Annotated in this window: 15 protein-coding genes and 1 pseudogene; 12 read left to right on the forward strand and 4 right to left on the reverse strand. The window is 73.2% G+C overall.

All coding sequences use genetic code 11. The features are described 5' to 3' along the window. Window positions 1-29 precede the first annotated feature (29 nt). Window positions 30-449, forward strand: a complete 420-nt coding sequence (locus tag RM445_RS04875) for a hypothetical protein (protein ID WP_311554785.1) — start codon at window positions 30-32, stop codon at window positions 447-449. A 27-nt stretch (window positions 450-476) separates the two neighbouring features. Here the strand turns inward: RM445_RS04875 and RM445_RS04880 are convergent, their stop codons facing one another. The 3 genes from RM445_RS04880 to RM445_RS04890 all read right to left on the reverse strand — a co-directional run bounded on the left by RM445_RS04880 (window position 477) and on the right by RM445_RS04890 (window position 2,438). Further along, window positions 477-974 (reverse strand): GNAT family N-acetyltransferase, encoded by a 498-nt coding sequence (locus tag RM445_RS04880; RefSeq protein ID WP_311554786.1) that lies wholly within the window; start codon window positions 972-974, stop codon window positions 477-479. A gap of 44 nt (window positions 975-1,018) precedes the next feature. Then, the gene (locus tag RM445_RS04885; RefSeq protein WP_311554787.1) at window positions 1,019-1,636 is read right to left on the reverse strand and encodes an acid phosphatase; all 618 of its coding nucleotides are present in this window, start codon (window positions 1,634-1,636) and stop codon (window positions 1,019-1,021) included. A 67-nt stretch (window positions 1,637-1,703) separates the two neighbouring features. Next, window positions 1,704-2,438: a GAF and ANTAR domain-containing protein gene (locus tag RM445_RS04890; protein WP_311554788.1), complete on the reverse strand. Its 735-nt coding sequence runs from the start codon at window positions 2,436-2,438 to the stop codon at window positions 1,704-1,706. A 367-nt stretch (window positions 2,439-2,805) separates the two neighbouring features. Between RM445_RS04890 and RM445_RS04895 the strand changes: the two genes are divergently transcribed. The 5 genes and pseudogenes from RM445_RS04895 to RM445_RS04915 all read left to right on the forward strand — a co-directional run. Further along, a complete protein-coding gene (locus tag RM445_RS04895) occupies window positions 2,806-3,210 on the forward strand; it encodes an STAS domain-containing protein (RefSeq protein WP_311554789.1) in 405 nt (134 codons plus the stop codon). Between the two features lie 54 nt (window positions 3,211-3,264). Continuing rightward, entirely contained in the window at window positions 3,265-4,077 is an 813-nt protein-coding gene (locus RM445_RS04900) for a SigB/SigF/SigG family RNA polymerase sigma factor (protein ID WP_311554790.1), read from the forward strand. A 58-nt stretch (window positions 4,078-4,135) separates the two neighbouring features. After that, a complete protein-coding gene (locus RM445_RS04905; RefSeq protein ID WP_311554791.1) occupies window positions 4,136-4,840 on the forward strand; it encodes a GAF and ANTAR domain-containing protein in 705 nt (234 codons plus the stop codon). Between the two features lie 69 nt (window positions 4,841-4,909). Then, window positions 4,910-5,347, forward strand: coding sequence for a MarR family winged helix-turn-helix transcriptional regulator (locus RM445_RS04910; protein WP_311554793.1), 438 nt, complete (start codon window positions 4,910-4,912; stop codon window positions 5,345-5,347). A 50-nt stretch (window positions 5,348-5,397) separates the two neighbouring features. After that, window positions 5,398-5,676, forward strand: a pseudogene (locus RM445_RS04915) (antibiotic biosynthesis monooxygenase family protein); the annotation flags it as partial. 48 nt (window positions 5,677-5,724) lie between these two features. Here the strand turns inward: RM445_RS04915 and sodN are convergent. Continuing rightward, a complete protein-coding gene (gene sodN / locus RM445_RS04920; RefSeq protein ID WP_311554794.1) occupies window positions 5,725-6,138 on the reverse strand; it encodes a superoxide dismutase, Ni in 414 nt (137 codons plus the stop codon). A gap of 101 nt (window positions 6,139-6,239) precedes the next feature. Here sodN and RM445_RS04925 point away from each other — a divergent pair, with 101 nt between their 5' ends. The 6 genes from RM445_RS04925 to RM445_RS04950 all read left to right on the forward strand — a co-directional run bounded on the left by RM445_RS04925 (window position 6,240) and on the right by RM445_RS04950 (window position 13,668). Next, window positions 6,240-6,545: a S26 family signal peptidase gene (locus RM445_RS04925; RefSeq protein ID WP_311554795.1), complete on the forward strand. Its 306-nt coding sequence runs from the start codon at window positions 6,240-6,242 to the stop codon at window positions 6,543-6,545. A gap of 198 nt (window positions 6,546-6,743) precedes the next feature. Further along, complete coding sequence (locus RM445_RS04930) at window positions 6,744-7,925, forward strand: NAD(P)-dependent malic enzyme (RefSeq protein WP_311554796.1); 1,182 nt, start codon at window positions 6,744-6,746, stop codon at window positions 7,923-7,925. A 191-nt stretch (window positions 7,926-8,116) separates the two neighbouring features. Beyond that, complete coding sequence (locus RM445_RS04935) at window positions 8,117-11,038, forward strand: putative bifunctional diguanylate cyclase/phosphodiesterase (RefSeq protein ID WP_311554797.1); 2,922 nt, start codon at window positions 8,117-8,119, stop codon at window positions 11,036-11,038. A gap of 157 nt (window positions 11,039-11,195) precedes the next feature. Beyond that, complete coding sequence (locus RM445_RS04940) at window positions 11,196-12,278, forward strand: ABC transporter ATP-binding protein (protein ID WP_311554798.1); 1,083 nt, start codon at window positions 11,196-11,198, stop codon at window positions 12,276-12,278. A gap of 11 nt (window positions 12,279-12,289) precedes the next feature. Then, a complete protein-coding gene (locus RM445_RS04945; protein WP_311554799.1) occupies window positions 12,290-12,958 on the forward strand; it encodes an ABC transporter permease in 669 nt (222 codons plus the stop codon). Beyond that, the gene (locus RM445_RS04950; protein WP_311554800.1) at window positions 12,955-13,668 is read left to right on the forward strand and encodes an ABC transporter permease; all 714 of its coding nucleotides are present in this window, start codon (window positions 12,955-12,957) and stop codon (window positions 13,666-13,668) included. Before RM445_RS04945 ends, RM445_RS04950 begins: the two co-directional genes overlap by 4 nt.

The raw sequence follows: 13,668 nt of genomic DNA on the forward strand, positions 1-13,668 counted from the left end.
GCAGCGTAGCCCCGCCTATCCTCGGCACCGTGGCTCGCGACGACCGCCCAGCACGCGCCCGTACCCGGGAGACTCCGCCCGTGCCGGTCCGCGCCGCCGGGGTACTGGTGGGGCTCGAGACGCTCGCCGCAGTGGTGTTCGCCGTCGTGCTGGCCCTGCGGGCCACCGCGACGCAGCTGGGCATGGGCGCGGTGGTGGGCGAGGCACTGTTCTTCCTCCTGGTGGCGGTCGCGCTCGGCGCCGTGGCCGCGGGGCTCGTGACCGGTCGCCGCTGGGCGCGCACGCCGGCGATCGTCACCCAGCTCCTGCTGCTGCCGGTGGTCTACTCGCTGATCGGGCCCTCGCGGCAGCTGGTGCTCGGACTGGTCGCCGGGGTCGTCGTGGTCGCGGCGTTCATGCTGCTGATCAGCGAGCGGTCGCGGGCGTGGTCGATGGGCGACGAGCGGTAGTTCCGCCGCCGGGACCGGACGGAGCCCTCAGGACTCCGTGCCGAGCGCCGCGAGCGCCGCGCCGTCGAGCCGGAACACCGTCCACTCGTCCATCTCCACCGCTCCCAGTGACCGGTAGAAGCCGATCGACGGGGCGTTCCAGTCGAGCACCGCCCACTCCAGCCGGGCCAGCCCCCGCTCCGCGCACACGGCCGCGAGCCGGGCGAGCAGCGCCCGGCCGATGCCGGAGCCGCGGTGCGCGGGCTGGACGTACAGGTCTTCGAGGTAGAGGCCGTGCACGCCCCGCCAGGTCGAGAAGTTGAGGAACCAGAGCGCACAGCCGACGACCGTGGCCCCCCCTTTCTCGTCGGCGACCTCCGCGACGTGCCCGTACAACGCGGGCGACGGCCCGAACAGTGCCGTGTGGAGCTGGTCCGCGGTCAGCAGGCAGTGTTCCGCCGCCCGCTCGTAGTCGGCCAGCTCGTGCACGAGCCCGACGACGGCGTCGACGTCGTGCCTCTCGACGGGCCGGATCGTCGTCGTCATCCCAGTAGTCATCCCAGTAGTCATCCCAGTAGTCATCCGAGCCGTCATCCGAGCGAGTGCAGGTTGACGTGGTCGAGGCAGCGGACGTCGCCGTGGTAGTGCCCGAGCACCGCCCAGGCCGGCGCGTCCATCATCAACCGGGCTCCCTCGACGACGGGCAGCTCGATCCAGCGCGTCATCAGTACGCGGCTGAAGTGGCCGTGCCCGACGAGGACGACGTCGCCGTCGGCCAGGGTCGGCGTGATGTCGGCGATCAGGTCGTCGGCCCGCTTGCCGACCTGCTCGGGCGACTCGCCTCCCGGCGCGCCGTTCTCCCAGATCGACCAGCCCGGCTGGTCGGCCCGGATCTGGTCGGTGGTGAGCCCCTCGTAGCTGCCGTAGTCCCACTCGACGAGCCGGTCGTCGACCCGGTCGGCGTGCAGACCCGCCAGCTCGGCGGTCGTCCGCGCCCGCGCCCGCGGGCTGGTGAGGACGAGTGCGGGTGGGCGGTCGCGGAGGATGCGCCTGCCGAGTTCGGCGGTCTCCTCCGCGAGGACGCGACCGCGGTCGGTCAGGGGGATGTCCGTGCGGCTGGTGTGCTGCCCGGACGCCGACCACTCGGTCTGGCCGTGCCGCAGCAGCACGATGCGCCCGGGGTCCGACGCGGGGTCGTGAGAGGCCACGTCGCGACCGTAGCGGCATCGGCGCTCGGGGGCGTGCCCTGAGGCCGATGCACCCGGATGATCGTTCTCAGCGGTGCCGCACCGCGTCGGCGACGATCGTCGCCGCGACGTCCCGTAGCTTCGTGTTGGAGTGCTGTGACCTCCGGCGCAGCATCTCGAAGGCCTCCTCGGCGGTCACGTGCGCCTGTCCCATCAGCACGCCCATCGCCTGGTCGATGATCGAGCGGGAGCGCAGGGCGTTCTCGAGGTGGTGTTCCCGCAGCTCGTGGTCCGCGCGCTGCGCGGCGAGTGCCACCACGGCGGCGGCGTGGCGCGCGAACTCCGTCGCGACGGTGCGGTCGGCTTCCGACAGACCGTGGGTCGTCCGGCTGTACAGGTTGAGCGCGCCCACGGTCTTCTCCCGCACCACGAGCGGCACCGACAGCGAGCTGCCTGCTCCTTCCTGCGCGCCTCGCCGGGTGAAGGCCGGCCACCGCTGGTCGGAGCGGATGTCGGGGACGGACACCGGCACGCCACGACGCAGGCAGGTCAGACAGGGGCCGTCGTCGACCTCGTACTGCGCCGCATCCATGCGGTAGGCCAGCTCGTCGGTGGTCGCACCGAGCACCGGGGACGACGCATCGCCCTGCACGGTGATCCCGCAGGACTGCACCCGGCGGACCGCGACCGCGGCCCGCCGCGCCACCTCGCCGAGGAACGACTCGACCTCGGCGGCGGCGACGAGCAGTGTCTGAAGATCCAGGGCGGTATCGCGGGCATCCCGAAGACCCGACTCCTGCACGTACTCGGCCTCCTCGCCCACGCAACGGCCGGCCTGCAGGACACTGCAGACCGCGCGCCGCGCTGCCGGACGCCATCACCCCCTCGGTGTGGGTCACGCCGTCCTTACAGAGGGGACACGACGATCCGAGCGGGCGACGGAGACATTAACCCGTCGCCCGGCCGCCCGCCGACGAACCCGCACCGGATCGCCCCGTCGTGATCGGGTCTACTGGAGCCGGGCCTCGCCGACACCCGGGAGCCGGGGGGTCAAGGTTGCAGCGGTTGGAGGACGCAGCCGCTGCGACCGCCCGATAGGCTGTGCCGAGGTTGGGCCCACAGCCGCTGCTTCTGGTGAGCGCTCGGGTCGTCCGACGCGCCGCCGACCTGCCGGCGATCGGGGCCGACCGATGACGACGCAACCTCCACCGCACCTGTCGCGCGACACGGTCCGCGACGGTCTGATGCTCGACGTCGTCGGGGCCGCTCCGTCGGTCCGGGTGCGGGTGGTCGGGGAGTTGGACTGCCGCACCGCCCCGCGGCTCGTCCGGTGTGTGGACGGCCTTCTCGACTCCGGCCACCGGCAGATCGATCTGGACCTCTCCGGTGTGACCTTCGTCGGCGCGGCCGGGCTGACTGCCTTCCGGGAGGCCGCGTTCCGGGCCGGACAGGTCGGCGGCCGGGCGCGGCTCGACGCCGTTCCGGCCCAGGTCCGCCGCATTCTCGCGATCACCGCACTCGACACCGTCGTCGAGGTGCAGCCCCCCGACGGGTGCGCTGCGAGCGCGTTCGCCGCCCGCGGGACACCGGCGTAAGCTGGATTACGGTCCGACAGGGCGGCCACATCGACGACGTACTCGAGGTGGCCCATGTCCGTAGCCGCTGTCCGCACCACGATCGCCACCCCGCCGGCAGCCCGTCCCGGGTTCGAGCACCTCGCGCCGCTTTTCGTGGAGCGTGCCGCGCTGCCCGAGGACGACCCGCGCCGGGAGCGACTGCGGGACGAACTGATCGCCGGGCACCTGCAGCTCGCGCGGAACATCGCGCGGCGGTTCGCGCACCGCGGCGATTATCCCGAGGACGTCGAACAGGTCGCGGCCGTCGGGCTCGTGTTGGCCGTCGACCGGTTCGACCCGGCTCGTGGCATCGACTTCCTCTCCTTCGCGGTGCCGACGATCACCGGCGAGGTGCTGCGGTACTTCCGGGACCGGGCGCATCCGATCCGGACGCCGCGCCGGATCCGCGCCCTGCAGTCGATGGTGTACGAGGCGACCGCCCAGCTGACCCAGCGCCACGGCCGTGCGCCCCGGCCCAGTGAGATCGCGGCACATCTCGACGTGAACGTCGAGATCGTGCTGGAGGCGCTGTCCGCGCAGGGCGCGGCGCACACAGTCTCGTTGGACCAGCCGGCTTTCGACGGTGACGGCGGCGGGGACCGGATGCGCTTCGACACGTCCCTCGCGCGGGTCGAGGAGGACTACGACCTGGTCGAGCACCGCGAGTCCCTCGCGCCGTTGCTCGCCTCGCTGCCCGGCCGGGAACGCCGGATCCTCCTGCTGCGGTTCTTCGGCGGCCTGACGCAGACCGAGATCGGCACGCAGATGGGGATCTCCCAGATGCACGTCTCGCGGCTGCTGTCCCGCACGTTGAACCGGTTGCGGACCGAGCTCGCCGCGGACTGACCCCGATGCGGTCGGTCGCCGGGGGACGCGGTGCGCCGACCGCCGTACGCTGCATCGCATGTCCCGCCTGTCCGCCCCGACCACCACGGCCCTGCTCGGCATCCGGCTGGACCGCCGACCGCTGGAGGATGTGCTGCAGCAGTTCGTGGAGATCACCAAGGACGCCGTGCCGGGAGCGGACGAGGTGTCGAACACCCTGGTGCGCGGCGACAAGGGATGGACGTCCGCCTACACCGGCCGCCTGGCGCTCGACGCCGACGAGCTGCAGTACGAGCGGGGCTACGGGCCCTGCATGGACGCGGGCCGGACCGGGACCGTGCTCCTCATCGACGACACCCGGGTCGAGACCCGGTGGCCGGACTACACGGCCCACGTCGCCGCCCGTGGTGTCCTGAGCTCCCTGTCGGTACCCCTGCCGATCCAGACCGACGTGATCGGCGCGCTGAACATCTACTCCCGCGCGCCCTCGGCCTTCTCCACCGAGGCGGTCGAGATCGCCGAGGAGCTCGCCGGGCACGTGGCGGTCGCCGTCGGAAACGCGATCGCCTTCACCGAGGCCACGACGCTCGTGGCGCAGATGCGGAAGGCCATGGACAGCCGGTCGACCATCGACCAGGCGATGGGCGTGATCATGGCGCAGAACCGCTGCGACGCCGACGCCGCGTTCGCGATCCTGACCCGGGCCTCGCAGAACCGGAACATCAAGCTGCGCGAGATCGCCCGCAGCACCGTCATGAGCGTCAGCCGGCCGCCGGGGTCCTGAGCGGCAGTCCGGCAACGAGAAGCGGCGCCGCGGCCGGGACAGGTTCCTGTCGTAATGACAGGTGCTGTCATGTCAGAGGGGCGGGTCGCCACAGCCACGGACCTGGTCCTGGACGTGTTCCGGATCAACGGGCTGCTCTTGGCCGCCGGCGACGACCTCGCCGGTCGGGAAGGTCTGACCTCGGCACGGTGGCAGGTGCTCGGCGCAGTGGCCCTGGCCGACTGCCCGCCCTCGGTTCCGCAGGTCGCCCGGCGGATGGGACTGAAGCGTCAGAGCGTGCAGCAGTCGGTCAATCGTCTGGTTGCGGACGGCATGCTCGTCGCAGGCCCGAACGCCGCGCACCGCCGGTCGCCGGTGTTCGCGCTGACCGAGCGTGGTGCGACTGCGTACGCCCAGCTCAGCGGAGATCAGGAAGCCTGGATCGGGCGTCTGACCGATGGCCTGTCGGTGGCGGACCTGGCCGTGGCGTCGCGGGTCCTGCGCGAGATCGCCGGGCGGCTCGCATGACCCCGTCGACGTGGCACGCCTGAGAGGCGAAACCGGACGTCGAGGACTTCCTCGCAGTCTGGGCCGACGACGCGGCGTTCATGAAGCAGCAGCCAGGGTTCATCCGCGCTCAGCTGCACCGTGGGACCGCCGGAAGCACTGTGTTCGTCAACGTCGCGCGGTGGGAGTCGCCTGCGACGCTACGCGCGGCCTTCACCTCGTCGGCTGCCCGCGGGCGGGCGCCTGACCCAACGAGCGTCGCGGCCGTTCGGAGGTATTGGGGCGCCTCGGGGCCGTGCGGACCGCCTCTGGGCCGTCGAATCACCCCCGACATCGAGAAACGACGCTGACCGACGGGAGGTCGTTCCCGCTGGTCAGCGCCGCTGGTAGGGCTGTGATCAGGCCGCGGCCTTGGTCTCCCAGAAGATCTTGTCGATCTGCGCGATGTAGTCGAGCAGTTCCTGGCCGGTGGCCGGGTCCGTCGACGACTTGGCACCGCCCGGGCCGCCGCCGGCCTTCTTGGTGGCCTTGTTGAACAGCTCGTGCAGCTCCGGGTACTTCTCGAAGTGCGGCGGCTTGAAGTAGTCGGTCCACAGCACCCAGAGGTGGTGCTTGACCAGATCAGCGCGCTGCTCCTTGATGATCAGCGCGCGCTCGCGGAACGCCGGGTCGTCGTTGCCCTGGTACTTCTCTTGGATCGCCTTCACCGACTCGGCCTCGATGCGGGCCTGGGCCGGGTCGTACACGCCACAGGGGAGGTCGCAGTGTGCGGTGGCCTCCAGGCGCGGACGGCGGAGCGACAGCAGTCGCATTGGGTCTGCTCCCTCGTTTTGATGATCGTCCTGGCCGTGCTGACAGTACTCTTCCCGTACCCACGGCACGGGTCCGAAGAACACCCCCCGCAGGAGGTCACGTGCGTTGGCGGCGGGTTGCGGTGCGCGGCCCGTCGATGTCGCCCGCGCTCCACGACGGCGACGTCGTGATCGTCCGCTTCGGGGCACCGGTGCGGGCGGGCGACGTGGTGCTGGTGCGCTGGCCTGCGCGCGCCGGCCAGCTGTCGGTCAAGCGGGCGGTGCGCACCGTCGACGACGGCTGGTGGGTGCACGGCGACAACCCCTTCGGCTCGACGGACTCCCGTGAGCTCGGGCCGGCGGACGTCGTCGCGGTGGTGCGGGCCCGCCTGTGGCCCCGGCCGGGCCGCATTCCCCCCGCGCGCTGAGCACCGCTGCGGCGGCCCGCCGGGTAGCATCACCGCCGTACCCGACAGCCCCACCTCCGACCGGCCGCGACATCCTGTGGCCACACCCGGAGGGGCCGTCCGGCACCGCGTCCGGCTTACACCCGCGAGCCTCCGGTGCACCGGCGAGCGGCCGCGCGAGAGCGCCCGCGACCACACGCATCGAAGGAAAGCCGACAGATGACGATCGACGTCACCCTGCCCGAGACCGCACATGCCCCGACCACCGAAGAGATCATGGCCGCGCACGTCGGGGGCAAGCTCTCCACGGGTCTGACCGCGCCCCTGCGCGACGACCGCGACCTGTCCATCTCCTACACCCCGGGCGTGGCCCAGGTCAGCCGCGCGATCCACGCCGACCCCTCGCTCGCCGCCCGCTACACCTGGACGCAGCGCCTGGTCGCGGTGGTCAGCGACGGCACGGCCGTGCTCGGCCTCGGCGACATCGGCCCCCGCGCGGCACTGCCGGTGATGGAGGGCAAGTCGGCGCTGTTCAAGACCTTCGGCGGGCTCGACTCCATCCCGCTGGTGCTCGACACCACCGACGTCGACGAGATCGTCGAGACCCTCGTGCGGCTGCGTCCGAGCTTCGGCGCGGTGAACCTCGAAGACGTCTCCGCGCCGCGCTGCTTCGAGCTGGAGCGCCGGCTGATCGAGGCGCTCGACTGCCCGGTCATGCACGACGACCAGCACGGCACCGCGATCGTCCTGCTCGCCGCGCTCCGGGGGGCGTGTGCGGTCGCGGGACGCGACCTGGCCCGGCTGCGGATCGTGATCTCCGGTGCCGGAGCGGCGGGGGTGGCCTGCGCGCGGATCCTGCTCGCCGCCGGGGCCACGGACGTCGTCGTGCTCGACTCGCGCGGCGTGCTCGTGCCCGGTCGCGCGGGCGTGACCGGGGAGAAGGCCGCCCTCGCGGCCGTCACCAACCCCCGCCGCGTCACGGGTGGCACGGCCGACGCGCTCGCCGGCGCGGACGTGTTCGTGGGCCTGTCGTGCGCGCGGCTGCCCGAGGAGCTGCTCGCCGTGATGGCGCCCGGCGGGTTCGTGTTCGCACTGTCCAACCCGGATCCGGAGGTGCACCCGGACGTCGCGGCGCGCTACGCCGCGATCGTCGCCACGGGCCGCAGCGACTTCCCGAACCAGATCAACAACGTGCTCGCCTTCCCAGGCGTGTTCCGCGGCGCGCTCGACGCGGGCGCGCGGCGGATCACCGAGGCCATGAAGCTCGCCGCGGCGGAGGCGATCTTCTCCGTGGTCGCGGACGACCTGGCGCCGCACCGGATCGTGCCGAGCCCGTTCGACCCGCGCGTCGCGCCCGCGGTCGCCGCAGCGGTGGCCGCGGCGGCCGACATCACGCGCTGATGCGAAGTGGGGCGGTGCGTCCGATCGGGACGCACCGCCTCGGCTGTCCGCGCCGGATACGGAGCGCCGACTACGGACGGTGGGCACGCGCCGCGATGAGGTGTAGGCCGATCGGGAGAATCAGGCGGATCGTGGCGGCGGGTCGCTCGTTGAACCAGTGACGGACGACACCACCAGCCCGGGAGATGCCCGTGACCGAGCACGGCGGCCCTTTTGCGGACGGCCCCTACGCGGACGGCTCCTACGACGGCGCGGAGCGGTCGGGCCCGCACCCACTCGACCCGGTGGCGCGGGTGGACCTGCAGCGCGCGCAGCAGGCCCGGTACGGCACCGAGCCACATTCCGACGCCGCGCTGTTCGCCTCGCGACTGGCCCGTGTCGTCGCCGAGCAGCCACCCGTGTCGGCGGCGATGCCGGACTCCCCGAGGCCGCTCGGAGCCGTCCCGTCCCGACCCGCCCCGCTGACGGTCGTCCCCCTCGCTCCTGCCGCTCCGGCGGCCGGCGAGGGCAAGGAGTCGACGGTCAAGCTCGCCCCGGCCGGCGCTCCCCGCCTGCGGCCCCGGCCGTCGCCCCGGCCCCGTGTCCTCGGTGCGGTCGCCGCACCAGGGGATTCGCCCCTGGGGGTCGTCGAGGGCCCCGCGTCGGCCACCACCAAGGCGCCCGCGGCGGTCCCGGCGGGGTCCGCCACCGACCTGCTCGACGCCGAGGCGTTCGTCGGCACCGTGGCGCCGGGTCACGTCGACCTCCCGCTGCCCGCCGCGGCAGCCGCCCTCGTCCGCGACCGCGCCGACCGGATCGTGCAGGTGAACGCGGCGCTGCAGCGGCTCACCGGCCGGACCGAGGCCGAGCTGCTCGGCGCGGGCGTCTCCGCGTTCGTCGCCGGTGCAAGCACCGAGGCGCACCTGATGGGCGCGGCCGCGCCGCTCCCGGTGCACCTGCTCCAGTGGGACGTCCCCGACCGCGACCTGCAGGTCGTCGTCCTGGTCCCGCGGCCGGACCACGGTGCCGAGCGCCGGTGGACCGCCGAGCTGGAGCGCATGGCCCGCGTCGGCACCTGGCGCTACGAGCTGGCCACCGGCACGCTGCACCGCAGCGAGCCGCTGCAGGAGCTGTACCGCAACATCGGGGTCGAGCCCGACGGCAGCGGTGGACCGGTCGAGGGTGAGCAGGTCGCGCTGCTGGTCCGGGCGCTGCGCGTCGGCGCAGGCCCCCGCGACCACCAGGCCGAGCTGGCGCTGCCCGGCGTCCGGCTCAGCTGCCGGGCCGAGGTGGAGCTCGGGCCGGACGGGGCGCCCGCCCGGCTGATCGGCGTCGTCCGCGACGTCACCGGCCAGCACGACCTCGAGGCGCGTGCCCGGCACGCGGCCCGCCGGTTCGCCGACCTCGCCGCCCTCGTGCCCACCGGCGTCGCGATCGTCGACCCCGACGGCGTCGTCCGCGAGGTGAACCCGGCTCTGTGCGCGCTCCTGGACGCCGTCCCGGAGCAGCTGCGCGGGCTGCCGGTCGCCGCGATGTGCGCGGACCCCGTGCCCGACCCGGGTACGGCGGCGCTCGAGGGCCCGCTGCTCCCGCCGCTGCCGGAATGGCTGCGCGCGGTGCCGCCCGGCTCAGCTCACCGCTACCAGGTGGCGGCCGTGCCGCTGCTGCGCGGCGACGGCACCACGGTGTGGTGCGAGCTGGCCGTGTCCGCGACCACGCTGGACGACGACGGCTGGTTCTGGCTGCTCGCCTGCACCGACGTCAGCGAGCAGCGCCGCGCCGCCGAGCTGCTGCGCAACGCCGGCAGCGTCGACGAGCTGACGCGGCTGCCCAACCGGGCCGCGTGCCTGCAGCTGCTGCACGGGCTGCTCACCCGCCCCGGCCGCGGCCAGGTGGCCGTGATCTGCGGCGACCTCGACGACTTCCGCCGGGTGAACTCGGCCCTGGGGCACGACGCGGGCGACGACCTGCTGGTCACGCTGGCCGGCAGGCTGCAGCGCGAGCTCCCGGTCGGCTGCACGGCGGCCCGGCTCGGGGCCGACGAGTTCGTCGTGGTCAGTGGCGACTCCGCGGACGCGGGCGGGCCGGAGGCGCTCGCGGGCGTCGTCGCCGGGTTGCTGCGCACCACGCTGACCGTCCGGGGCCGCCCTGTGCAGCTCACGGCGTCGGTCGGGGTGGCGGTGCCGCCTGCGGACGGCGAGGTCGCGGCGGCGGATCTGCTGCGGTTCGCCGAGGTGGCGATGCACGACGCGAAGCGCACCAGCCGCGGTGGCGTCGCCCTGGCGACCGACGGCGTGGTCGGTTCCGCGACGCGCGACCTGGAGCTGGAAGCGGAGCTGCGCGACGCGATCGCCACGGACGCGCTGGTGCTGGAGTACCAGCCGGTGGTGGGTCCGGACGGGCTGATCTGCACCGCCGAGGCGCTGGTGCGCTGGCCGCACCCCGAGCACGGCCTGATCCCGCCCGGCGACTTCCTGCCGATCGCGCAGCGGGGTGGCCTGCTGCGCGAGCTGGACGAGTGGGTGCTGACCACCGCGTGCCGCGAGGCCGCAGGCTGGCCCGAGCACGGCGGCCGGCCCGTGTCGGTGGCGGTCAACCTCGCGGGGCTGCTGCCGGGTGACCCGGCCTTCCGGGCGACCGTGACCGACATCGTCGAGTCGAGCGGCCTGCCGTGGGAGCGCCTGGTGCTCGAGGTCGTCGAGACCAGCCTCGTCGCCCTGCCGGCGCACGCGCTCGCGGCGATGGAGCGGCTCGTGCAGTGCGGGGTCCGGTTCGCCATCGACGACTTCGGCACCGGGTACTCGTCGCTGGCCCGGCTCAAGGAGCTGCCCGCGCAGATCGTCAAGGTGGACCGCGCGTTCGTCCGCGGCGTCGCCTCCGACCCCGCCGACTTCGCGGTCGCCCGCGCGGTCGTCGACATGGCGAAGGCCATGGGGCGCTCGTGTGTGGCGGAGGGCGTCGAGACCACCGACCAGTACCACGTGCTGCGTGGCGTGGGGGTGGAGGCGCACCAGGGGTGGCTGTTCTCGCGGTCGCTGCCGCCGCGGCAGTTGCGGCAGATGCTCGCGGGGGAGCGGCTGACGGTCCCTCCGTCGCCTGAGACCCGCTCCGCAACTGTCGCGCTCCCCGACTGAGCAGATCGGCTGCGGTTCAGGGCAGGGCTTCGCCCGACAGCTGCGTCCCAGAGCGGTAACGGCGCGGCCATCAGGGTGCCCCGGGCCTTCGACCGGGTTAGCCTCAGCCGTTCACGACGGCCGGCAAGGCGTCGTCGGTGAGCAGGGAGGCCGCCCGGTGATCGAGTTCCGCGGTGTGACCAAGCGTTACCCCGACGGCACGGTCGCGGTCGACGACCTGGAGCTTCAGGTACGCGACGGCGGGATCACGGTGTTCGTCGGGCCGTCGGGCTGCGGAAAGACCACGTCGCTGCGCATGGTCAACCGCATGATCGACCCGACGTCCGGCACGATCCTCGTCAACGGCACGGACGTCATGAAGTCCGACGCGGCAGAGCTGCGGCGGGGGATCGGGTACGTGATCCAGCAGGCGGGCCTCTTCCCGCACCGCACCATCGTCGACAACATCGCGACCGTGCCGCTGCTGCTGGGATGGAACAAGAAGAAGGCCCGCGACCGCGCGACCGAGCTGATGGAGACCGTCGGGCTGACCCCCGAGATGGCGCGCCGCTATCCCGGCCAGCTCTCCGGTGGCCAGCAGCAGCGCGTCGGCGTGGCCCGCGCCCTGGCCGCCGACCCGCCCGTGCTGCTGATGGACGAGCCGTTCAGCGCGGTCGACCCTGTGGTCCGCGAGAGCCTGCAGGACGAGCTCCTCAAGCTGCAGGCCGAGCTGGGCAAGACGATCGTGTTCGTCACCCACGACATCGACGAGGCGGTCAAGCTCGGCGACCGGGTCGCGGTGTTCCGCGTCGGGGGCAAGCTGGCCCAGTACGACGAGCCCGGGGTGCTGCTCGCCCGCCCGGCCGACCACTTCGTCGACTCGTTCGTCGGCCGCGACCGCGGCTACCGCGGGCTGTCGTTCCTGTCGTCGAAGCGGCTGCCGCTGCACGAGCTGCGGACCGTCCGGTCGGGAGACCGGACGGACGAGGGCTGGACCCTGGTGCTCGACGCCGACGGACGCCCGTTGGGCTGGCACCACGACCGCACGGGCGGGGCGACCGCCGACGCGAACGACATCGTCCCCGGCGGCTCGCTGTACGACACGGGCTCCGGCTCGCTGCGCAGCGCGCTCGACGCGGCGCTGTCGTCGCCGTCCGGGCAGGGCGTCGCCGTCGACGGCGACGGGCGCGCGGTCGGTGCCGTCGCCGCCGACGACGTGCTCGAGGCGTTGGCCGCCGTCCGGCGCGCCGAGGCGGCCTGAGCACGCATGGGGTGGATGCTGCGTTGAACTGGCTCTGGGCAAACCTCGCCCTCATCCGTGACCTGACGCTCGAGCACCTGTACTTCGCGCTGCCACCGGTCGTGATCGGCCTCGTGCTCGCGATCCCGCTCGGGTGGCTCGCCAACCGCACCAAGTTGGGCCGCAGCCTGACGATCAACGTCGCCGGGCTGCTGTACACAGTGCCCTCGCTGGCGCTGTTCGTGCTGCTGCCGCCGCTCCTGGGCACCCGCATCCTCGACCCGATCAACGTGGTCGTGGCCCTGACCGTCTACACCGTCGCCCTGCTCGTGCGCACGGTCGCGGACGCGCTGAACGCCGTCCCGGCGATCGTGGTCAACTCCGCCACGGCGATGGGCTACACCCCGCTGCGCCGGTTCATCGCCGTCGAGCTGCCGCTGTCGGTCCCCGTGGTGGTGGCCGGGCTGCGGGTCGCCGCGGTGTCGAGCATCAGCCTCGTGACCGTCGGAGCGGTGATCGGGTTCGGCGGGCTGGGGAAGATGTTCACCGACGGGTTCCAGCGCGACATCCCGGCGGAGATCGTCACCGGCATCGTGCTGGTGCTGGTCATCGCGCTCGTCGTGGACGGGCTGCTCCTGCTGCTCGGCCGGGTCCTCACCCCGTGGGACCGGTCCCGCCGCACCGTGGGGAGGCCCGCGTGAACTTCTTCTCCTACCTGCTCGACCCCGCGCACTGGACAGGTGCGCAGGGCATCCCCGCCCGGCTCGTCGAGCACCTTGGCTACACCGCTCTCACGCTGGTGATCGCCCTGGTCATCGCGGTCCCGATCGGTGCGTGGATCGGGCACACCGGCCGCGGCGGCTTCGTCGTCGTCGGCCTCGCGAACGGCCTGCGCGCCCTGCCCACACTGGGCCTGCTCGTCCTGATCGTCGGTGCCACCGGCCTCGGACTGATCGGCCCGATCGTCGCGCTGGTCATCCTCGCCGTCCCGCCGATCCTCGCCGGCACCTACGCGGGGGTGCGCAACGTCGACCCCGCCGTCGTCGACGCCGCACGCGGGATGGGGATGCGGGGGCGTGAGGTGCTGCTCGGCGTGGAGCTGCCCAACGCCCTGCCGCTCATCATCGGCGGCATCCGGAGCTCGGTGCTCCAGGTGATCTCCACTGCGACCATCGCCGCGTACGTGGCGCTCGGCGGCCTCGGCCGGTACATCATCGACGGCCTGGCCATCCGCGACTTCCCGCAGATGATCGCCGGCTCGCTGCTGGTGGCGCTGCTCGCCGTCGTCGCGGACCTGCTGCTCGCCGCCCTGCAGAAGCTGGTCGTGTCGCCCGGTCTACGCGCCGCGCCCGCAACGCGCCGGCTGCGTGTCGTCCCCTCGAAAGCCCCCGACGCCGCACGTGCGGCGTGA

The organism is Pseudonocardia charpentierae (assembly GCF_031845345.1).
GTDB lineage: Bacteria > Actinomycetota > Actinomycetes > Mycobacteriales > Pseudonocardiaceae > Pseudonocardia > Pseudonocardia charpentierae.